Genomic DNA, 22053 nt, shown 5'->3' on the forward strand with positions numbered 1-22053 from the left:
TTTATTTTTAATAAACAGGTAAGGCTCCTTGGAAAAATAATTAATGTAGAAAAAAATTATATGAATATTAAGACAATTAAATCAGCCTGGATTTTATGTTTACTGTTGATAGTCAGTTACCATGGCTATAGTAAAAAGAGTGAACAGTCTGTTTGGGATACACTACCACAAGCAAACAAGTTATATGATGCGGTTATTGATATAAATGGCAGCGGTGATTACAGAGAGTTGCAACAGGCAATTGACCATGCGCCGGCAAACAGGACAAAACCGTGGCGGATTTTTATCAAAAACGGGCGTTATAATGGATTGGTAAGGATCCCGGAAAACAAGCCCTATATTTATCTAATTGGGCAGGATAAGCAGAAGGTAATTATTAGCTTTATGATTAACTGTGGTAATCCAGACAATCCTAAAGATAATGGCAGGCAGTATGCTAAAGCTAATTTTCAGCAGGCAGAGTGCGCAGCAGTGGTGGTAGATGCTTCAGATTTTTACGCCGAGAATATTACATTTGAAAATGCATACGGGGTACAGTTTAAAAGTGGCCCTCAGGCACTTGCCATCAGAATCAATAAAGACCGGACTGCTTTTTATAATTGCAAATTCCGGTCCTTTCAGGATACCTGGAGAACCAGTACAAAGGCGGTAAATGACAGAACTTACGCAGATAGTTGCTGGGTAGAAGGCGCCGTGGATTATTTTTATGGCGGAGGCAACGCTTATATTGAAAATACAACTTTTTATAATGTACGCGGTGGTTCTGTTATCGTTGCACCTAGTCAAAAAGCAGGTACCCAGTGGGGGTATGTATTTAATCATTGCATCATTGATGGTAATAAGGCCTCAGCTGATGGCCGCACTAAACTAGGTCGGCCATGGCACGATGAACCGATCGCTGTTTTTTTGAATACCATTATTAAAATACCTTTAGCTCCTGAAGGTTGGACAGATATGGGGCCGGCGGCGAAGTTGTTTGCGGAATACAATAGTCGGGACGCGGCAGGCATTCCTATTGATTTAAGTAAGCGAAGAACCTGGTATCAACAAAGCAAAGGTGAAGGTGGACAGCGAATTACAGGTTTGCAGGCCGTGCTCACCGAAAAACAAGCCGCAAATTATACTTATCAACATGTCATTAAGGGAAGTGATGGCTGGGATCCGGTCGCTTTTTTCAAAAAGCCCGCGGCGGTCGAAGGTTTAAAAAGGGCGGCCGGGGGACTTAAATGGCAGAAAAGTGCGGGGGCTACGGGGTATATTGTCTATAAAAATGGCCAGGTGATCAACTTTGCCAAAAAAACTTTCTTGAAGCTGGACGCAAAGACCGCTGGTGATTATACCGTCAGTGGCGTAACAGGGAACGGTACTTTGGGTAATGTTTCTAATACGCTGTCGATCCAATAGAAGTGGCTATGGACGTTCCTTTTTTGAAGGTATTGCTGCTGATGCAATAATAATGAAGGCAATAACGGTGCATTTGAGGGTTGAATTAATGTCGATGAAATTGAAAGGAATGGTGATTATGAAAATGATTATGAAAAAAATTAAATTGTAATGATAAAAATACATATCGCTAGTTGTCGTATATGGCTTTTATTAATGTTTTTGATGCTGTCTTCGTTTTTTGGATACAGTCAACAACAAAAGGATTCTGTCGCCGAAAATATGCTACGCTATCAGCGCTATAATGGTGGATGGGCTAAAGCCGTTCATGGGCAGAAAATAAGCTATGATCATGCATTGACCAAAGAGCAGGTCAATCAGGTTGTTCAGGAAAAGAACTTGAATGATGCGACTATCGACAATAAAGCAACGACCAAAGAGATTAATTACTTATTTGAAGCGTTTGGTAAAACCCGAGATAGTGCTTACTTATTAGCAGCTGAAAAAGGGCTGGATTATCTACTCAATGCGCAATATGATAATGGGGGCTGGCCGCAATATTATCCTGACAGTAGTCTATATAGAAGTCAGGTTACTTTTAACGATAATGCAATAATCAATGTACTTATATTATTAAATAATGTGGCCAATAAAAAAAGTGTTTTTGCGGCTGCCCATGCGCGTTATATACCTCGATGCCGCATGGCTGTAAATAAAGGTATTGATTGTATCCTAAAAACCCAGATTATCGTAAACGGCCAAAAAACAGCCTGGAATCAACAGTATAATAAAACAACACTGTTACCGGAAAAGGCCAGGTCTTTTGAATTAGTCGGACTGGCAGCATCAGAATCGGCGGCTATTGTGGCGTTTCTGATGCGTATACCAAAGCCTTCAATAGCCATAAAAACGGCCATAAAAGGTGCTATGACCTGGTTTGAACAGGTGGCGATTAAAGGATATCGATTGGATCATATAATAGCTGCAGATCAGCCCACAGGCAAGGATGCGATTGTGGTAAAGGATCCAAATTCCACTCTCTGGGCAAGGTATTATGAGATTGAGACGAACCGACCTTTTTTTTGCGGCCGGAATGGCGTAAAAAAGTATAACCTTAAAGAAATTGAAAATGAACGCAGGGCGGGGTATAGCTGGTATGGAACCTGGCCCGCCAGGTTGATTGAGAAGGATTATCCTCGCTGGCTATTAAAAAATGAATAAAACCTGCAATAGCTATTGTGCGTTTTGGAATTTTGAATTGAAATATGTAGTTTTAAAGTGTTTATTAAACAATAAATGATGAGTTCTATGGCAAAATGTTTATTCAGGCGGTTGTTTTGTGTTGTACTGGCTTTTTTACAGTCATATACTGCGATGCGCAACAAGCGCTGCTATTAAATTATGACCATCCGGCAAAAAATTGGAATGAGGCCTTACCATTAGGCAACGGCAGATTAGGTGCCATGGTTTTTGGCGGGGTCGATAGGGACCGGCTGCAACTCAATGAAGAAACGGTGTGGGCAGGGGAACCAGGCAATAATATACCCAGTCATGTGTATGATAGTATCGTTCAGATCCGCAAATTGCTTTTTATGAAACGCTATAAAGCAGCGCAGGATATGTCCAATCGTGTTTTTCCAAGAAATGCCCCCAGTAACAGTAATTATGGCATGCCCTATCAGCCCGTGGGAGATCTCTTTATTAAATATAAGAACTTGGGCCATTATCAGAACTATCATCGGGCACTAAATATAAGTGATGCCACGGCACAGAGCACTTTTGAAGTAAGTGGTGTTCATTATAAAAGGGAAGTCATTGCTTCCTTTGCAGATAATGTAATCATCATTCGCCTAACAGCAGATAAAAAAGGGGCGCTCAACTGTGAACTTCTTATGGAGAGTCCACAGTTGCAACACAAAGTCAGTACCACTGAAAAGACGCTTGTTTTAAAAGGCCACTCAGGGAATGTGGATAATAAAAAGGGAAAAGTCCGGTTTACGGCGATTGTAAAGCCTGTTTTGGAAGGCGGGACGCTGGAGTCGACAGACAGTAGTCTGAATATTCAAAACGCCGACGCCGTAACGGTTTATATTTCTATAGGCACTAATTTTAATAATTACCACGACATTAGCGCAGATCCGAACCAGCGCGCAGCTGATTATTTACAAAGGGCTGATGTAAAGCCGTATAAACAAGCCCTTGCTGAACATAAAAGAATTTACCATAAATATTTTGACCGGATTGATTTTCAGCTGGAAACACCTGATACAGCTAAGGCGATGACAGATGCACGTGTCAAAAATTTTGATGCGCATTACGACCCATCTTTAGTGGCCTTATATTTTCAATTTGGTCGGTATTTGCTGATTTCTTCTTCCCAGCCTGGGGGCCAGCCGGCCAATCTGCAAGGAATCTGGAATGACAAAATTGCACCACCCTGGGATAGCAAGTACACTATCAACATCAATACAGAGATGAATTACTGGCCTGCAGAGGTTACAGATCTGCCAGAGATGGCTGCGCCATTATTTTCAATGATTAAAGACTTGTCGGTTACGGGCAGGCAAAGCGCCCGGAAAATGTATCATGCCAGAGGTTGGAACGCTCACCACAATACGGATCTGTGGCGGATTACCGGGCCGGTGGATGGTGGCTTTTATGGTATGTGGCCAATGGGGGGCGCCTGGCTCAGTACCCATCTATGGCAGCATTTTCTTTACAGCGGGGATACTGGCTTTTTAAAGAAGAATTATCGAATACTCAAAGGGGCAGCTTTATATTTTGTCGATGCCCTGCAACAGGAACCGGACCATCATTATCTGGTGGTTGCACCTTCCATGTCTCCTGAACATCAGTATATGTCTGGTGTAGGACTCAGTGCTGGTACAACGATGGATAATCAGCTTGTTTTTGATGTATTTTCACAAGTAATAGCAGCCAGTCGGTTTTTAAACCAGGATAAATTATTTGCAGATACTTTAAAAACATTGATTAAGAGGTTGCCGCCCATGCAAGTAGGCCAGTATGGACAATTGCAGGAATGGTTGCAGGACTGGGATAAACAGCATGATACGCATCGCCATATCTCCCATCTGTACGGCCTTTTTCCAAGCAACCAAATCTCCCCTTACGAACATCCGGCATTATTTGCAGCAGCAAAAAAAACATTGATTAGCAGAGGTGATGTCTCTACTGGCTGGTCCATGGGATGGAAAGTGAATTGGTGGGCCCGCATGAAAGACGGCAATCATAGCTGGAAATTAATTTTAGATCAGTTAAGGCCTGCTCCAGAAGTCAACAAGGGAGAGGGTGGTGGCACTTATCCAAATTTATTTGATGCGCATCCTCCTTTTCAGATCGATGGAAATTTTGGTTGTACATCCGGTATTGCAGAAATGTTACTGCAATCTCAGGATGGCGCATTGGAAATTCTGCCTGCATTGCCAGATCAGTGGCAAAAAGGAAGCATTAAAGGGTTAATGGGTAGAGGTGGATTCAAAGTGGATATTGAATGGTCTAAGGGGCAGGTCACAAGACTTAAAATTCAATCTGCAATAGGTGGAAATTGCCGTCTACGACTACCCGCCGGACTCAGATTGCGAGGCAAAGAGGCTCTTTTTGAAGTCCCGGCAAATTCAAGCAATCCCAATCCATACTATAAAACGGCCGCTATTAAAAAGCCACTGATCAGTGAGAAGGCAAAAGCCAGAGAGCTAACGATCCCTGCTATCCCACCTACAAAATGCTACGATTTTAAAACGATCAAAGGGGGTGTTTATGTGTTTTATGCGGTAGAGAATTCTTAAATACCCTAGTTTGTAAGTATGCACAAAATGAGAAGGATGGTAAATAGGTATTATTAGAATTTAAATCTGTCAATTACTAGATATATTTAAAAAAATAATAAATCTAAAGCCTAAGCAGAATATAAATATAATATGGATATAATATGATTATGAACACCAAAATAAGAATGAATTTAAAAAACAAATACCTAGATAAGCACTTTTCCGCCACTGGACTCACTAAATATCTGTTTTATGCCAGTATCCTCGCTGGTATAGGACCTGTCAGTAGTTATGCGCAGCAAAACTACGTATCCAAAGTTTGGGTGGCAGATAGGGGCAATGGAACGTATAAAATCCGATTATCAACGCGGATTATTCCGATCCGGATGCTATCCGTGTTGGCGATGATTTTTATCTGGTTTCTTCCAGTTTTGAGGATATTCCAGGGCTACCTATCCTGCATTCTAAAGACCTGGTCAACTGGACCCTGATTAATCATGGTCTTAAAAAGCAGATACCTGAAGAAGTCTTTAATACACCCAGCATGGCAACGGCGTCTGGGCACCCGCTATTCGCTATCATAATAAGGAATATTATATTTATTACCCTGATCCGGATTATGGTATTTATATGATTAAAGCAAGTGACCCGGCTGCAGATTGGTCGGATCCCGTTTTGGTGTTCCCTGGCAAAGGGATTATTGATCCCTGCCCACTCTGGGATACGGATGGCAAGGTCTGGCTGGTACACGCTTATGCCGGCAGTAGGGCGGGAATTAAAAGTGTCATCGCCATTGCCCCCATGAATGAGGCAGGCACCAAAGTGACAGGCCCGGATCATATCGTTTATGACGGACACGTAGATGACCCGACAATTGAAGGGCCAAAGATCTATAAAAGAAATGGCTACTATTACATCTTTGCTCCCGCAGGAGGCGTTTCCACCGGTTGGCAACTTGTTTTAAGATCTAAAAATCTGATGGGACCCTATGAAAGAAAGGTCGTAATGGATCAAGGCAAAAGCACTGTCAATGGTCCTCATCAAGGCGCCTGGGTTACAACGCAAACCGGAGAGGATTGGTTCTTGCATTTTCAGGATAAGGAAGCTTATGGCAGGGTCTTGCATCTGCAACCCATGCATTGGATCCATGACTGGCCGGTAATTGGTGTAGATAAAGATGGGGACGGTAAAGGCACCCCTGTTTTGAGCTATAAAAAACCGAATGTCGGTAAAACCTATCCCATAACCACGCCAGCAGAATCCGACGAGTTTAACCAGCGAACCCTGGGACTGCAATGGCAGTGGGAAGCCAATTCAAGTGGTCGTTGGTTGATGACGGGTGAAAATGGTTGTCTGAGGCTTTATGCACACCACACCCCGGATGCTAAGACCCTCTGGGATATTCCCAATATTTTGGCCCAGAAGTTTCCGGCTGACAGTTTTGAAGTAACCACAAAACTAAGGCTGACGCCCAATGAGAAAAACGGTGCGCAACATGCCGGTCTGGTGGTCCTTGGACTGGATTATGCCAGCCTTTCTATTGTCAATCAAGGTGATGGTTATGTGCTACAGCAGGGCATATGCAAGGCAGCTGATAGAGGTGGTGTAGAAAAAAATACCGTCATAACTAAACTTAAAGTGCCGGAAGTCTGGTTAAGGGTAGACGTTCATAACCCAGGACCCAATAGGGCCAGTTGTACGTTTTATTATAGTCTGGATGGTAATAAGTATCAGGCAGTTACTGGAAACTTTATACCTACACCCGGAAAATGGACTGGTGCTAAGATCGGCCTCTATGCAACCGCCGAGAAAGGTTCCAATGATGAAGGGTATGCAGACTTTGACTTTTTCAGGGTAACAGCGTTAAATGCTTCTGAAACTAAGTAGTGTAGCGAGCAACAATTCCATACCAATGCTGTTTTTCAATCAGATATACTAATAGGGCATGTGAAGAAAGGTTTGGGAATTAGGTTAAAAATAGTTGGAAAATAGTTGAAAAATAGCTGGAAAATAGCTGGAAAATAAATAGCCCCCTGATCAGGCAACATAGACCAATCAGGGGGCTATTTATAAAAAGGTATAGTCTTATAAAGACTACTGATAGCATGGGCAAATGATCAGTCTATTTACTTGCCTGGGTCACTGGGCGCAGAGGAGGCCCGGGCAAAAAAGTCCGGTTCCAATACGATCTCACTGAAATCCACTACTGGTCGCTTACTTTCTATTTGCTGGATCAAAAGCTCTGCGGCCTGAACGCCCATAGTCACTGCTTTTTGCTGAATAATAGAAAGTGATGGATGCAGAAATTCTGTAAGATCCAGATTGGAAAAACCAACAAGCGCCATCTGATCAGGAATACGGATATCATGTTTAACCAGATACCGGTAACAATTGGTTGTAATTTTATCTGCACAGGATAATATCGCCTGGGGTGGGTTCTCAAGTTGCAGGAGCTCTTCCATGACCCGTTCTACTTCATCATAGGAAAGACCACCGTGCAAACAGTATTTAATATAAGCCTCGGTAGGGGGGATTTGATGGGATTCCAATGCCTCATCATAGCCTCTTTTGCGTTCCTTAATGATGGCCAGGTTGTCCGGATTGCCTACAAAGGCAATTCTAGTGTAGCCATTTTGGATCAAATGCGCTGTGGCCTGAAAGGCGCCTTTAAAATTGTTGGATCGGACCTTGTGACCTTCCAGCGATTTTGTAATTCGATCGAAAAAGACAACAGGCATACCTCGATCTTGCAGCTGTTCAATATGTTCCAGACTTTTGGTCTCTGAACTCAGCGAAATCAACATGCCGTCAACTGATTGCGATAAATTACGGACGGCTTCCTGCTCTCTTTCAAAGTTCTCAAAACTCTGACTGATGATAACGTTATAGCCTTTTTCCTGGGCAACGGATTCAACACCCGCAATAATCTGAGAAAAAAAACTGTTAGCGATTTCAGAAATGGTAATACCTAAAGTCCGGCTTCTTCTTTTTTTCAGATTTAGGGCAGAGGGGTTAGGGCGGTAATTTACACTTTTGGCATATTCCACTACTAATTTTTTAGTCTCTTCACTGATTTCATAACTATCCCTTAATGCCCGGGATACTGTTGAAGTGGACAAATGGAGCACTTTTGCTATATCCTTAATAGTAACTGACTCGAATTTCATGATGCCTATACTGTCTTTAAAATTTAATGTGCGCTCAAACAGCGGACGAAAGATAAGCCATTTTGGCAAAATAGCGTGTATATATTTAAAAGAAATGTAAGCTTGCAATCGTTGCCGGCAACGATTGCGTAGACCATATTTTGATAGGTGATGGTGAGGTTACAAGCATTATTATTTAGTTGGGTTCTTTATTAGCTGGTTTTTTCTGACACTTATACTGATTCCACTGGTATCGATTGCGTAAATTAATTGCCGAAATTACATTCATTTGTTAGTAGATCAAGTTAACTTGCCTGTAACAAAAAGGTACCTTTTGTTGGGTACAGTATGTTCATTTTATCCATTTTTTCAGTGAGGCCAGCGGCCATCGCACCTGTTAAAAAAATCAGTTATGCGTTTATTGAAACGTCAATCTTTAAAAGTATACGTTAAACAACTTGTACCAAATTCTGGCTTGCGAGGCTTTGGTCGCCTGGCTGCTTTAATGATGATTTGCATGTCCTTTTCTTTATTACAACGACATAAAACGACCATCTATTTGATTGGAGATTCTACAATGGCCGATAAGTCCGTCAGGGCTTACCCGGAAACAGGATGGGGGATGCCCTTTCATTATTTTTTTGATTCTACGGTAGTGGTAGATAACCGTGCCCAGAATGGTCGCAGTACGAGAACCTTTATAGAAGAAGGAAGGTGGAAGGATGTATTAAAAACCCTGACCAAAGGCGATTATGTATTAATAGAATTCGGACACAATGACGAGGTGCCTTCCAAAAGAAGTTACACACCGCAGGATCAATTTGTCCAAAATCTGAAAACTTTTGTCACAGATACAAGGGCAAAAGGTGCAACACCTATTTTGTTGACCCCAGTTGCCAGGCGTCATTTTGATTCTACCGGAAAACTCATAGATACGCATCCTGTTTACGGTCCACTTGTTATAAAAACAGCCCACGAAACGCAGGTACCTCTCATTGATCTGGAAAAATTAAGTATGGGGCTTGTACAACAACTTGGGCCTGAGACTTCTAAGCTGTTATACAATCAGTTAGAACCTGGTGAGCATCCGCATTATCCAAAGGGGGTACATGATGATACCCATTTTAATGAACTAGGTGCCAGAAAAATGGCCGAAATGGTGCTTCATGAAATGATCCGCCTGGGTTTTCCGGTAACGCATCATTTAAGTCCCAAAAGATAACACCTTATATTATATACTTTTTGAACCACATATAAATACAGTCAAAAATTCTTACAATTTTCTCCAATGCAAAAAACGGTAAAAAAGATGAAGCCAAACAAAAGAGGTAATCAATATAATGATCCTTTGGGATGCTTATCAGATTTTTTGAAAACGATTTCTACTAAAGGGTGGCTATCTGGGCCAAAAGTACCTCGTAGCGGGCAGGTTATAGTGGTTATTGCAGCCATGCTGTTGGTTTCTACTGGTCTTTTTAGTTGTAATAATGCACCTTCAAATAAAAGTAAATCGGTCAGTGGTTGGGATAAACTGGACAGTATAAAAAGAGATATTGTGGCGCCTAGTTTTGCAGACAAGAATTTTTCCATCACAGATTATGGCGCTAAAATGGATAGTACAGCGGATGCTTTACCGGCACTTACAAAAGCCATTGATGCGGCCAGTAAAAATAAGGGCGGTGGCCGGGTCGTTGTGCCCGCGGGTGTCTTTTTGGTAAAAGGGCCGATTCATCTAAAAAGTCATGTCGAATTACATCTGGAAAAGGGAGCCAGGATTAAATTCAGTACCGATGCAGCAGATTATTTACCTGTTGTCCATACCCGTTATGAAGGAATGGAAATGATGAACTATTCGCCCCTTATTTATGCCTATAAACAAACAGATATTGCGCTTACGGGCGAAGGGGTGTTAGATGGGCAAGCAAATAACGAACACTGGTGGTGGTGGACCGGTTCCAAAAGATTTGGTTGGAAGGAAGGTATGCCTAATCAGGAATTGCCGGATAGCAAGCCCAGATTGAACCAGATGAATAAGGATCAGGTTCCTGTAGAAAAACGTGTATTCGGGGCAGGGCACTATCTGCGTCCTACTTTTGTAGAATTTTATGGGTGTAAAAACATCTTGATTCAAGGGGTGACACTCATTAATTCTCCTTTTTGGATCCTGCATCCCACCCTTAGTCAGAATATCACCATTGATGGTGTCAGTACATTGAGCTATGGCCCCAATAATGATGGTTGCGATCCGGAGTCTTGCAAAGATGTCTGGATTAAAAACTGTCATTTTGCCAACGGGGATGACTGCATTGCCATAAAGAGCGGCCGGGATGAAGATGGTCGGGCCATTAATATTCCGTCCAAAAATATCATTATTGAGGATTGCAAGATGGAAGATGGACACGGCGGCGTTGTGATAGGCAGCGAAGCGTCCGGCGGTGTGGAGGATATCTATGGCCAGAATCTGCAGATGAATAGTCCTTCGCTGGACAGAGCCATTCGCATTAAATCAAATAGTTGTCGCGGTGGGGTGATGCGTCGCTTTTATTTTAGAAATATTGAAGTCGGACAGGTGCATGAAGCCGTTATCAAGATCAACATGTTCTATGATGAGAAAAATACAGCCGGCTGCAATTTTACACCAACGCTGGACAGTGTGTTTATTGATCATATCAAAAGCGGCAAGAGCCAGTATGCGATTAATCTTCAAGGTAGAGCAGATAAGCATGTAACCAATATTAAGATTGATAGTTGCAGTTTTGACCATGTTGAAAAGCCAAGTTTTATCAAAAATGTAGATCAGATAGTCATTACCCAGACAACCGTCAATGGCAAACAGGTCAGCGCCGATCAAATCATTGCAGCATCTAAAGAAGAAAAAAAATAAGCATAACCAGATGTATACAGGAAAATTCATAACAAAAAAACTTCCCTTACTCTTTACCGCCTCAGCGCTGCTTACCTTACTGAGTTTTGTCGCCTTGTCGGTTCAAGAAAAAAAAGTCATCGTCTGCTTTGGCGATTCCATAACCCATGGTGCGCAGGTGGATGGAAAAAGCTGGGTGTGGTATCTGCAACAAGATCAGCAAAATACACCTTATACTTATATAAATGCGGGCAGAAGTGGCCGCAAAACAGCTGATAAAAAAGAACTGCTACCTGTGCTGGAAAAATATTCAAGCGCCGATATGTTCGTATTTTTCTTAGGTGTCAATGATCTGAAAAATGGCAATGATGCGATGGTGGCCAGCTGTATTCGCAATATGCAGTGGATGATTGATCAGGTCAGGGCAATAGCACCAAAGGCAAAAATTCTTTTATTATCCCCTTCAGATATCAATACTAAGATTATGAGTGAGATCAATAAGGGGAAACTTTACAATGAAAATACCCGCAAAAGCTTAAAAAAACTGCAAGCAGCCTACGAGCAACTGGCCAGAAAAAATCACTGTGGATTTTTATCCTTATTACATGTGGTGCCCAGATTGGCATATGCGGATGGATTACATCCGAATGCCAAAGGACAACAGGCATTATATAAAGCAATTGGTAAAAAGATTATCAGCTATGACAAAGGGAAATAAAAACAGCTTTATTGGAAGCAGGCCTAGACGTTTGATAGGCGGAAGCTATAAATGGAGTTTACTTTTGGCAGGACTCCTTATCTCGGGTATTGGCAGCCTGCTGGCCCGACCAGTCATTCCCAAAATGGTAAAGATACAAAAGGTACAAGATGCCGATACGCTGACAGTTGCCAAGGACGGTACTGGGGACTATACCAGTATCCAAAAGGCGATAGAAAATACCAAGGCCTATCCAGCGGATCGTATCGTGATTTTTATAAAAAAAGGAATTTATAATGAACAAGTTAGGATCCCCGCCTGGAACCCGGACATCAGTTTGATTGGAGAGAATAGGGAGCAGACGGTGATAGCCTATGGCAGTTATTTTGGACAGGTAAACAAGGGCAGGAACAGTACCTTTTATACAGCTACTTTAAGTGTGGAAGCAACCGGGGTTGTACTTAAGCACCTGACCATAGAAAATACAGCTGGAGCTGTGGGGCAGGCGATTGCCTTATCTGTTTCCCAGGATCAGTGTCTGGTGGAGGATTGTAATATTCAGGGCAATCAGGACACTTTTTTTGCCACTGGTCCCAATACACATGTATGGCTTAAAAACTGCCTGATCAGCGGGACGACTGACTTTCTATTTGGAGATGCTACGGTACTAGTCAGCCACTCAAGTATTCTATGCAAAGCTGATTCATATATTGTAGCTGCTTCCACCATTAAAGATCAACCCTTTGGTTTTGTTTTAGATCATTGTACACTGCTGGCGGCTACAGGGGTAAAGCAGGTCTTTTTAGGCAGACCCTGGCGTGCCTTTGCCAGGACGGTCTATCTAAATACGACCATGGGAGATTTTATACGACCTGTGGGCTGGGATAACTGGCGCAGCAAGGCCAATGAAGCCACCGCCTATTATGCAGAATATAACAGCCATATAAATGGGGGAAGTTCAAAAGCGGTCACAGGCCAGCGAGCCAGTTGGTCCCATCAGCTAAGTGATCAGGAGGCCCAAAAATATACACCGGAAAATATACTGGGCCCATGGATAAACCGGTTTTTATGATAGGCTAAAGATAGCATGAAGGGTTATCATCAGTAGGTTTGATATGCCTATTAATTGAAACCTCTGTTGATAACGTTTCCGGGAACCATTGCGTAAATAAATAGGTAGTTATCAGGCTGCATTGTCTGTTGAATAATTAGCTTTGGAATGGCCCTTTAAGGCCATCATAGCAGTAGCTGCAGTACAAACTGTCATCGCCCTACATTTGATACGGCCTGGCATAAATGCATTATTGGAATGAATTGAATCATCTTTTAAATATACAATTAACACACTTACTGGATTTATGAATTTTTTGAATTGGAAATAACATTGATTAACCACCTACAAAACCATTATTTCATGCGTCATTTTTTAATTGCTTTTTGTCTACTCTTTGGCTGTCTGCCGGCATTTGCTTTCCAGCAGCCGATTCAGGGGAAGGTGACAGATAGTGCCGATGGCAACCCACTTGCCGGCGTTTCTGTCATTATTGTCGGTACCAAAACGGGTACCACGACCGATATTAACGGGCATTTTAGTTTACCGGTATCCGCTGCCAAAGAAGGAACGGAGCTGGAATTTTCATTTGTTGGCTATAACAGCCTTAGAAAATCCATATCCGGGCAGGGACCAGTTATGGTACAGTTGAGTGCTACCTCTGGGGAGAACAGCGACGTCATTGTCGTAGGATATGGTACGCAGAAAAAATCCGATTTGACCGGCTCTGTGGTCTCTGTCAAGGCAGATGAGATTACCAAGGTCGCCTCTACCAATGTAATGGAATCCATTCAAGGTAAAGTGCCAGGATTAGATATTACCTCAGGCAATGGCTCTGCAAATTCAGCCCCAAGTGTCCTGCTTCGCGGCCACCGCTCCATTGCCGGTAGCAACGGGCCGCTGTATATTATTGATGGAGCCATTAATGATCATGTTGAGGACCTGAATCCAAATGATGTGGCTTCCATGGAAATCTTAAAAGATGCCTCCGCTACAGCCATTTATGGTTCCAGAGGTGCCAACGGGGTAATTATCATCACCACCAAAAAAGGACAAACCGGTGCACCTAAGGTCTCTGCTAGTGTGTACGGCTCTTCCATTCATGATGCGGGTTATCCGCATTATATGACCGGGCCAGAGTATGTGGCCTTTATGCGGGAAAGCTACCGGACAACCGGTAAATGGAGTAGTCCTGAAGATGATAGTAAAATCTTCAATGCCAGTGAACTGGCAGCCATTGCCTCCGGTACCTGGACTGACTACAGAGATCTATTAATCCATAATGGCAATGAACAAAATTATAAAATTAGCGTGAGTGGCGGTTCCGATAAGACAAAAGCCTATTTTTCTGCCGGATATAACCGTACCAAAGGCCTTTTTAAATTTGATCAGAATGAGAAGTTTACAGCACGCTTAAATATCGAGCATACCATCAGTAAAGTGTTTAAAGCCGGCCTTAATAGTCAGTTGACTTATTATAAGATCAGTACAGAAAGCGATCCGCTCAATGCAGCCAATAAGATATCCCCTCTGGGCGCTGCCTTTGATTCTACAGGTACTGTGATCAATTATCCCAATAATGGTTCCCAGATCAGTCCTTTGGTAAATGAATACATCGCTAATAATTATGCGGACAATACCAATACGACCCGCGTGCTGACTACTGGCTATATACAGATCACTCCATTTCAGGACCTGACACTGCGCTCAAATATCTCTGTGGGACTTAGTAATTCCAGAGAAGGTATTTTTAATGGCAGGTATTCAATTGCCAGATCAGGCTCTGATCCCAGATCTCAATATAATACCTCCAGATCCACCAATTTATTATGGGAAAATATACTGACCTACGACCACACCTGGGCACTTCATCACCTGACCTTTACGGGCGTCACCAGTTATCAGACCAATCAAAGTGATAACGGCGCCGAACAGGGCGATGGTCAGTTGATTCCTGCACAGTCCTATTATGGCCTGGGCAATGCCACTAGCGGTTTGATCGCATCTACCGGTTATGAAGAGTCAAAACTGGTTTCATTTACTGGAAGGATCAATTATAGCTTTAATAACAAGTATTTATTAACGCTTACCGGCCGCTCAGACGGTTCCTCTAAATTAGCCGCAGGCAATAAATGGGCATTTTTTCCTTCCGTTGCTGCAGGCTGGCGTATTAGTCAGGAGAATTTCATGAAAAATGTAACTGCTATCAGTGATTTAAAACTGAGAGCCAGTTATGGTATTACCGGTAATGATCCGTTGGGGCTTATGCTACCCAGAGCTTACTAACCAATATTTCATTTGCCTACGGGGATCAGTCGGCACCTGGCTATACGTTTAGCTCCCAAATCGGGAACAGCGCTTTAAAATGGGAGCTTTCAGGGACTAAAAATATCGGACTGGATTTTGGCCTGCTTAAAAACAGAATCTCCGGTTCGATTGACTGGTATGACACCCGAACCAAAGATCTGTTACTGCCAAGGCTTTTACCTTCTTCTACAGGCGTAAGTTCTGTTATCCAAAATATCGGTAAAACCCGCAATACAGGTATTGAAATTGCATTGAATACCCGTAATATTGAATCGGCAAACTTTAAATGGAGCTCAGCCATTACTTTTACCCATAATAAAGAAAGTATTGAACAACTGGCGACGGGTGGACAGGATGATATAGCAGATGGCTGGTTCATTGGTTATCCGGTATCCGTATTCTTTGATTACCAGAAAATAGGCATCTGGCAGACGGATGAGGCTGACCAGGCCGCTAAGTACGGGGAAGTACCTGGTGAAATAAAAATAAAGGACCAGGATGGAGACGGCAAAATCACGACCAGTGACCGTGTTGTGGTGGGCACCGCAGCGCCAAAATGGAGCGGTGGCTTTTCAAACACATTTACCTATAAAGGGTTTGATCTGAATTTTTATTTATTTGCCCGTGTAGGCCAGATGATTAATGCCAATTACCTGCGTTTTAAATCGGGTACCACAGAGAATCAGGCGCTCCATGATTACTGGACACCTGAAAATTCAACCAATGCTTTTCCTAGACCAAATGCAGCAGGTGGCGTGCAATATTTGAGCACCTTGCAATATGTATCTGGCTCCTTTTTAAAATTAAGGAATGTAACACTGGGCTATACGTTGCCTGAGGCACTGATGAGCCGCTTTAAGATGAGTAGCATCCGGTTATATGTCTCAGCGGTGAATCCGTTAACCCTGTCTCACACCAAGGACTATGATCCTGAAAGGGGCGGCTCGGAAAACTTCCCGATGACCAAATCCTTTTTAATTGGTGCAAACATTGATCTGTAATCCTTAAAACCCACGCAAAAATGAAAACAAGTTATCCTAAAAAATATATTGTCGGGGCATTTGGTGTTGCTGTGATGGCGCTGGCCACTGTCTCTTGTAATAAAACGCTTCAAGAATACAATCCCGGCGGACTTACCGCAGAAGCCGTTTATTCGACTCCGGAAGGTTTTGAAACCCTGGTCAATGCGGCCTATTCCTATCAGAGATGGTGGTACGGTAAAGAAGAAGGCTACTGCCTTTCAGAAATGGGCACCGATATCTGGGATGCGGGTCAAGCTGCGCCCGACCCCGGATTGACAGACTATAAGAACTTACAGGGTGCCGATAGTTATGTGGAAGGCCTCTGGGAGCATTTATATGCGGCTGTCAATGTCTGTAACTATGGTATCCAGCATATTGACGCCGCTGGTATGGATGCAGATACCAAAAAGATAAGAAATGCTGAACTACATTTTCTAAGGGCCTTTTACTATTGGCACATCGTAGAAACCTGGGGCGCTGCCCCGATGCCTACTGAGGCCACAGATGGTATTCAGACAACTGCTACCAAAACCTCGGTGGATGATATCTACACACAGATTTTCGCTGATTTAAAAGCTGCGGTTGTAGATTTACCATCAACGACCACGGATTATGGTCGTGCGACCAAACCAGCTGCCCAGGCATTTTTAGCCAGGATGGATATTACCAGAGGTAATTACCAGGATGCGCTCGATTTGGCAAACACCGTTATCAACGATTATAATTTTAAGTTGGTGACGAATTATGCGGATCTCTGGCCGATGGATAAACAGGATGCCGCGGAATCCAATGAAGTAATTTATGCGGTAAACTATTCTACAGACCTGACTTTAAACGATCGTCAGGATGATATATTGTTCCCTGATGGACACAGCAGAGGGGGCAATAACGGTCACTTAGATTTCTTAATGAAATACGATGATCTGCCAGGTTTGCAACGTTCCATTGAATATGGACGACCTTTTGTTCGCTTTATGCCGACTAAGTTCCTGATGAACCTTTATGACCTGAATAACGATAGCCGTTTTACTGGATCATTCCAGACGGCCTGGCTTTGTAATAACCTGGCCTCTGCCCCCAGTGGTATGGGTATCGGTGATACAGCGGTCGTGGTGACCAATCAGGTCGTATCTGCCGGTGAACGCGCCCAGAAAAATTACCGGATTTATGATATCAATGATACTTATAAGTCAGACGGCCTAGTGAGTGATAACTTGCATTTTGTGCAGCTTAGCAAATTTATGGATCCCACCCGTTCCTCTGTTAATGAACAGGTGAGTGCCCGCGATGTATTCGTCATCCGTTTGCCGGAAATGTATCTTATTGCAGCAGAGGCTGAATTAAAATTGGGGAATGCGCAAAAAGCGGCCGATTATATTAATGTCGTTAGAGAAAGGGCTGCACTTCCAGGTAAGAAAGCTGCCATGGATATCGCTGCCAGTGATGTAACCATTGATTTTATCCTGGATGAATATGCCAGGGAATTTGCCGGGGAGCAAATGCGCTGGTTTTTGCTGAAAAGAGAAGGAAAACTGGTTAGCCGTGTTAAGGCAGATAATCCCAATGCGGCGGTTAATATTCAGTCTTATCATACGTTGCGACCCATTCCGCAAAGTCAGCTGGATGCGGTGACCAATCCGGATGATTTTAAGCAAAATGAAGGCTACCAATAAAAAATGTGGAGCAGCCCTATAGGATCAAGTACAAACATTATACACAAAAGTAAAAAGCATGTCAGGGATTAAAAATAAACGCACAATAAATTTTAGATCAGCAAAGGCCTTGTTCAAAGGAGCAGTGGCAGCCAGTCTGGCAGCTGTTTTGGCATCAGGCCTAATCACTCCCTCTGCATTAAATGCGCAGGGAAGGCAAGGTCTTGAGCCACCTGCTACAGCGGAATCATTTAAGATTCCCGCAAATTTATTGGCGCTTGAAAAGCTTCAATTACCAGCTTTTAAGGCGGATACGGTTTTTGTTGAAAAATTGGGCGGAAAACCCGATGGCATTACCTTAAATACGCAGCCTATCCAGATGGCCATTGATCAGCTGGCAGGTTCAGGTGGCGGTGTTGTTTTTATAGGACCAGGGCAGTGGTTAACAGGTCCCTTGGTTTTGAAGTCCAATATCAACCTGCATATTGCGGCCGGCGCTTTATTGCAGTTCTCAGGAGATTTTGATCAGTACCCCATGGTGACAACTAGTTATGAGGGCTTGCGCGCGGTGCGTTGTCAGGCGCCGATCTCGGCCAGCGGTGCCGCCCACATCGGTATTACAGGCAAAGGCATTATCGACGGGGCAGGGGATAGTTGGCGCATGGTTAAAAAAGACAAACTCACCGCCTCGCAATGGAAAGATCTGGTGGCTTCCGGTGGTGTGCTGGACGATAGGTCGCGCATTTGGTATCCTTCAGCGGCTTCGCTAAAAGGATCCCAAACCAAAGATGCGGGCGTATTTAAAGCAGGTAAGACAGCCGCAGACTATAAAGACATAAAAGATTATCTACGTCCCAACTTGCTGTCGCTGATTTCCTGTAAAGGTGTTCTTTTACAAGGCGTTACATTTCAAAACTCACCTGCCTGGTGCCTGCATCCATTGTTATGTCAACAGGTGATTATCCGGGATGTGTATGCAAAGAATCCCTGGTATGCTCAAAATGGAGATGGATTGGATCTGGAATCCTGTAAGGATGTGCTGATTGAACACAGCAGTTTTGATGTAGGCGACGACGGTATTTGTATGAAATCAGGCAGGGATGAACAGGGTAGAAAGCGTGCGGCACCCACACAAAATGTCCTGATCCAATACTGCACTGTATACCATGCACATGGCGGTTTCGTTATCGGCTCTGAAATGTCCGGGGGTGTGAGAGACGTGGCGATTCGCCATTGCAGTTTTCTGGGTACAGATATAGGGCTACGCTTTAAAACGACTAGAGGCAGAGGAGGTGTTGTCGAGGATATTTATGCCTCCTGGATTAATATGCAAAATATCAAAGGGGATGCGATCCGCTTTAATATGTATTATGCTGCGAAAGATCCGGTTCCATTAAATGGAGAACAAAGAGAAGTGCCTAAAGAGGTTATGGAACCGGTAACCCAGGCAACCCCGCAGTTTCGCCATTTTTATATCAGTAATATTAATTGTAACGGGGCGGATCATAGCTTGTTTTTCAGGGGGCTTCCGGAAATGGCTATTAAAGATATTCATTTAAGTAAGCTTACCATGCAGACCCAAAAAGGCATTGAACTTATCCAGGCAGATGGTATAGATATACAAAATATGAAAGGTATTATAACGGATACAAAAACCTCTTTTTTGACGCTTAGTAATACCAGAAATAGCCGGTTTTCTGATATCGATCTTAGTATTGGTTCCGCAAAAAATAATAAAATTGCGACTACCGACAAAAAAGAAGCAGCGGTTGTCGTATTGGGTGCTAGGAGTGGGGCCATTACCTTTAAAATTACAAATTTGGACGGAGTTCAATTTAAAAATGCAACGAGTGAAAATCAAATACAGACTCAGTTTGCAGCAGGTGCTAACCAGCGTGCCCTGACATTTGAATAAAGAATTTTGAAAATTAAATTCGAGTAGAAAAAAATAAAAAAGTCTGGCGGTAGTGTAACGTAATAATAAATACAAAAATAAATGCAGCATAAAACTAAGCAATAAGCAATAGATTCAAAAGACATGGTATTCATAACAAAAATCAAAAAATATGTTTAAACAAAGCACGCTCCCAATGCATAAGCCAATCAAGACGCGATGGCAATTAGCCAGATGGCATAAAGTATTTTATGTACCTGCTTTCGCTTCCTTAATGGCTCTCGCTTCCTGCGGCCAGGCCGCTAATAATAACAAGGCTGCAGAAAATAACCAGCCAGTGGCTGGTATCGTGAGCGAGACTCAGGGTATTCAGGCTGATTCTTTGGTCAGACAGATGGCCAGAACCGTAATGACTATCTGGAAAGATCCCAGCCAGAGTGGTCAACATGCCTATAAAAATGGAGTTACGATGAAGGTGTCGTACTTAAAGGTTTTGAGAATATCTGGGAGCTGACCGGTGATCCGCTCTATTTTAACTATATCCAGCATAGTATGGATGACTTTGTAGATAAAAATGGCGTCATCCGGGAATATGATTCTCTTTCTTATAAACTAGATGATATTAATAACGGGAAAGTATTATTGACGCTTGCCCGGGTCACCGGCAAAAACAGTATTGGAAAGCGGCCACTAGCCTTAGAAATCAATTAAATAGCCAACCCAGGACCTTTGATGGGGGCTTCTGGCATAAAAAGATTTATCCTAACCAAATGTGGCTGGACGGACTTTACATGGCAGCGCCATTTTATGCGGAATATGCCATGGTCAGCCAGGAGGATACCGCTTTTAATGATATTGGCAGACAGTTCGTACTGATGGAACGCCATGCCAGAGATGAGAATACCGGGTTGTTATATCACGGGTGGGATGCAGCCAAATTACAAAAGTGGGCGGATAAAAAAACAGGGCTCTCTGAAAATTTTTGGGGAAGAGCCATGGGATGGTATGGTATGGCACTGGTAGATGCGCTGGATTATTTCCCAGAAAACCAGCCTTATAGAGATAGCCTGATCCAGATTTTGAATCGTTACGCTGCGGCAGTGGTCAAAGTGCAGGATAAAAGCAGTCATGTATGGTGGCAAGTATTGGATAAGGCCGCCAGTCCGGGTAACTATCAGGAAGCTTCTGCCTCCTGTATGTTTGTCTATACACTGGCCAAAGGGGTAAGAAAAGGATATTTGCCTGCCAGTTACGAAAAGGCGGCCATTGATGGATTTGAAGGTGTCGTAAAACAGTTTATTGGCAAGGATAGCGCAGGTAATACCATTTTAAATGGCACCTGTGAAGTAGCTGGTCTTGGTGGCAAACCTTATAGAGACGGGACCTATGCTTATTATATAGGAGAAAAGACAAAAGTAAATGACGGCAAGGGCGTTGGTGCATTCTTACTGGCAGGTACAGAGATTCAGATGGCAGCGGAGTTGCATTACGGCAGAAAGGAGGGCCAGTCAACAAAAGTGCTGCTGGATAATTTTTATAACAATGAGACCAAGACCAATCTGGCGGGTGTTACTCAGTCCATGCATTATACCTGGAATGACCGGGAAAATAGCGGTTTCTCATTATGGGGAGATGTGATCGGGTTTTTAGGCGGAACACCTGCAACGCTTAAGGCAGCTCCTACAGCGGATAATCTAAGTGGCGCTGGTGTATATATTATAGTGGACCCCGATACTGAAAGGGAAACTAAAGTACCTAATTATGTGGATGAATCTGCCATTAAAAACGTAAAAGATTGGGTTAATAAAGGTGGTATTTTGGTACTGCTAGCCAATGATACGCTCAATGCAGAGTTTACTCATTTTAATCAATTGGCCGAAAGTTTTGGGATTCACTTTGACGGCAATAGCTTAAACAGGGTTCAGGGGCATCAGTATGAACAAGGCGCTATTGATATCCCCCAGGATGATTCCATTTTCAGGGGCATCAAACAGGTATATATCAAAGAGCTATCCTCTATTACTTTAAAGGAGCCAGCAAAAGCACTGCTTAAGACCAAAGACGGCCATGTAGCTGCTGCGATCAGTCACCTGGGCAAAGGAATGGTATTAGCCATAGGTGATCCCTGGATCTACAATGAATATGTAGACGGCAGAAAGTTGCCTTTGATATTTGAGAACTACAAGGCCATGACGGCACTGAGTAAATGGCTGCTAAAAAACAGTAAATTATAAGAAATTAAAAGAAGGC

Annotated in this window: 16 protein-coding genes and 1 pseudogene; 16 read left to right on the forward strand and 1 reads right to left on the reverse strand. The window is 43.1% G+C overall.

From position 1 onward, the window contains the following. The first annotated feature begins 60 nt into the window (after nucleotides 1-60). The 6 genes from FSB73_RS14380 to FSB73_RS14395 all read left to right on the forward strand — a co-directional run bounded on the left by FSB73_RS14380 (nucleotide 61) and on the right by FSB73_RS14395 (nucleotide 7058). A complete protein-coding gene (locus FSB73_RS14380; protein ID WP_158639562.1) occupies nucleotides 61-1404 on the forward strand; it encodes a pectinesterase family protein in 1344 nt (447 codons plus the stop codon). Between the two features lie 150 nt (nucleotides 1405-1554). Beyond that, nucleotides 1555-2604, forward strand: coding sequence for a pectate lyase (gene pelA, locus FSB73_RS14385; RefSeq protein ID WP_225974027.1), 1050 nt, complete (start codon nucleotides 1555-1557; stop codon nucleotides 2602-2604). 95 nt (nucleotides 2605-2699) lie between these two features. Then, a complete protein-coding gene (locus tag FSB73_RS14390; protein WP_146783591.1) occupies nucleotides 2700-5189 on the forward strand; it encodes a glycoside hydrolase family 95 protein in 2490 nt (829 codons plus the stop codon). Nucleotides 5190-5356: 167 nt separating this feature from the next. Beyond that, nucleotides 5357-5662, forward strand: coding sequence for a hypothetical protein (locus FSB73_RS25130; RefSeq protein WP_225974028.1), 306 nt, complete (start codon nucleotides 5357-5359; stop codon nucleotides 5660-5662). Beyond that, nucleotides 5563-5805: a family 43 glycosylhydrolase gene (locus FSB73_RS26780; RefSeq protein WP_317132880.1), complete on the forward strand. Its 243-nt coding sequence runs from the start codon at nucleotides 5563-5565 to the stop codon at nucleotides 5803-5805. The genes FSB73_RS25130 and FSB73_RS26780 overlap by 100 nt, the downstream gene beginning before the upstream one ends. After that, on the forward strand, nucleotides 5769-7058 hold the full coding sequence (locus FSB73_RS14395) for a beta-xylosidase family glycoside hydrolase (protein WP_262712645.1): 1290 nt from the start codon (nucleotides 5769-5771) through the stop codon (nucleotides 7056-7058). The genes FSB73_RS26780 and FSB73_RS14395 overlap by 37 nt, the downstream gene beginning before the upstream one ends. A 239-nt stretch (nucleotides 7059-7297) precedes the next feature. On the opposite strand, the gene FSB73_RS14400 is transcribed toward FSB73_RS14395, so the two are convergent. Next, complete coding sequence (locus tag FSB73_RS14400) at nucleotides 7298-8338, reverse strand: LacI family DNA-binding transcriptional regulator (protein WP_146783596.1); 1041 nt, start codon at nucleotides 8336-8338, stop codon at nucleotides 7298-7300. A gap of 391 nt (nucleotides 8339-8729) precedes the next feature. Here FSB73_RS14400 and FSB73_RS14405 point away from each other — a divergent pair, with 391 nt between their 5' ends. The 10 genes and pseudogenes from FSB73_RS14405 to FSB73_RS14445 all read left to right on the forward strand — a co-directional run bounded on the left by FSB73_RS14405 (nucleotide 8730) and on the right by FSB73_RS14445 (nucleotide 22037). Beyond that, on the forward strand, nucleotides 8730-9539 hold the full coding sequence (locus FSB73_RS14405) for a rhamnogalacturonan acetylesterase (RefSeq protein ID WP_225974029.1): 810 nt from the start codon (nucleotides 8730-8732) through the stop codon (nucleotides 9537-9539). Between the two features lie 66 nt (nucleotides 9540-9605). Beyond that, on the forward strand, nucleotides 9606-11201 hold the full coding sequence (locus tag FSB73_RS14410; RefSeq protein ID WP_225974030.1) for a glycoside hydrolase family 28 protein: 1596 nt from the start codon (nucleotides 9606-9608) through the stop codon (nucleotides 11199-11201). Between the two features lie 10 nt (nucleotides 11202-11211). Beyond that, nucleotides 11212-11898 (forward strand): SGNH/GDSL hydrolase family protein, encoded by a 687-nt coding sequence (locus FSB73_RS14415; protein ID WP_158639563.1) that lies wholly within the window; start codon nucleotides 11212-11214, stop codon nucleotides 11896-11898. Beyond that, nucleotides 11882-12949 carry a pectinesterase family protein gene (locus FSB73_RS14420; RefSeq protein ID WP_158639564.1) on the forward strand — a complete coding sequence of 356 codons (1068 nt, stop codon included), beginning with the start codon at nucleotides 11882-11884 and terminating at the stop codon, nucleotides 12947-12949. The genes FSB73_RS14415 and FSB73_RS14420 overlap by 17 nt, the downstream gene beginning before the upstream one ends. A gap of 342 nt (nucleotides 12950-13291) precedes the next feature. Next, nucleotides 13292-15214 carry a SusC/RagA family TonB-linked outer membrane protein gene (locus FSB73_RS14425; protein ID WP_146783606.1) on the forward strand — a complete coding sequence of 641 codons (1923 nt, stop codon included), beginning with the start codon at nucleotides 13292-13294 and terminating at the stop codon, nucleotides 15212-15214. 59 nt (nucleotides 15215-15273) lie between these two features. Further along, entirely contained in the window at nucleotides 15274-16236 is a 963-nt protein-coding gene (locus FSB73_RS14430; protein WP_262712647.1) for a TonB-dependent receptor domain-containing protein, read from the forward strand. Nucleotides 16237-16256: 20 nt separating this feature from the next. Then, entirely contained in the window at nucleotides 16257-17930 is a 1674-nt protein-coding gene (locus FSB73_RS14435) for a RagB/SusD family nutrient uptake outer membrane protein (protein ID WP_225974031.1), read from the forward strand. A gap of 58 nt (nucleotides 17931-17988) precedes the next feature. Further along, entirely contained in the window at nucleotides 17989-19824 is a 1836-nt protein-coding gene (locus tag FSB73_RS14440) for a glycoside hydrolase family 28 protein (protein ID WP_146783612.1), read from the forward strand. 151 nt (nucleotides 19825-19975) lie between these two features. Beyond that, a complete protein-coding gene (locus tag FSB73_RS25135; RefSeq protein WP_225974032.1) occupies nucleotides 19976-20317 on the forward strand; it encodes a hypothetical protein in 342 nt (113 codons plus the stop codon). Further along, nucleotides 20314-22037: pseudogene (locus FSB73_RS14445) on the forward strand (glycoside hydrolase family 88 protein). The gene FSB73_RS25135 and the pseudogene FSB73_RS14445 overlap by 4 nt, the downstream one beginning before the upstream one ends. Nucleotides 22038-22053 lie beyond the last annotated feature (16 nt).

This window comes from Arachidicoccus ginsenosidivorans (assembly GCF_007971385.1).
Lineage (GTDB): Bacteria > Bacteroidota > Bacteroidia > Chitinophagales > Chitinophagaceae > Arachidicoccus > Arachidicoccus ginsenosidivorans.

What these genes read in the sequence shown, in the direction of transcription:
- FSB73_RS14390 (WP_146783591.1), top strand. Translation starts at nt 2,700, where the DNA reads ATGTTTATTCAGGCGGTTGTTTTGTGTTGTACTGGCTTTTTTACAGTC.
- FSB73_RS25130 (WP_225974028.1), top strand. Translation starts at nt 5,357, where the DNA reads ATGAATTTAAAAAACAAATACCTAGATAAGCACTTTTCCGCCACTGGA.
- pelA (WP_225974027.1), top strand. Translation starts at nt 1,555, where the DNA reads ATGATAAAAATACATATCGCTAGTTGTCGTATATGGCTTTTATTAATG.
- FSB73_RS14380 (WP_158639562.1), top strand. Translation starts at nt 61, where the DNA reads ATGAATATTAAGACAATTAAATCAGCCTGGATTTTATGTTTACTGTTG.
- FSB73_RS14410 (WP_225974030.1), top strand. Translation starts at nt 9,606, where the DNA reads ATGCAAAAAACGGTAAAAAAGATGAAGCCAAACAAAAGAGGTAATCAA.
- FSB73_RS14400 (WP_146783596.1), bottom strand. Translation starts at nt 8,338, where the DNA reads ATGAAATTCGAGTCAGTTACTATTAAGGATATAGCAAAAGTGCTCCAT.
- FSB73_RS25135 (WP_225974032.1), top strand. Translation starts at nt 19,976, where the DNA reads ATGTTTAAACAAAGCACGCTCCCAATGCATAAGCCAATCAAGACGCGA.
- FSB73_RS14420 (WP_158639564.1), top strand. Translation starts at nt 11,882, where the DNA reads ATGACAAAGGGAAATAAAAACAGCTTTATTGGAAGCAGGCCTAGACGT.
- FSB73_RS14425 (WP_146783606.1), top strand. Translation starts at nt 13,292, where the DNA reads ATGCGTCATTTTTTAATTGCTTTTTGTCTACTCTTTGGCTGTCTGCCG.
- FSB73_RS14435 (WP_225974031.1), top strand. Translation starts at nt 16,257, where the DNA reads ATGAAAACAAGTTATCCTAAAAAATATATTGTCGGGGCATTTGGTGTT.
- FSB73_RS14440 (WP_146783612.1), top strand. Translation starts at nt 17,989, where the DNA reads ATGTCAGGGATTAAAAATAAACGCACAATAAATTTTAGATCAGCAAAG.
- FSB73_RS14415 (WP_158639563.1), top strand. Translation starts at nt 11,212, where the DNA reads ATGTATACAGGAAAATTCATAACAAAAAAACTTCCCTTACTCTTTACC.
- FSB73_RS14405 (WP_225974029.1), top strand. Translation starts at nt 8,730, where the DNA reads ATGCGTTTATTGAAACGTCAATCTTTAAAAGTATACGTTAAACAACTT.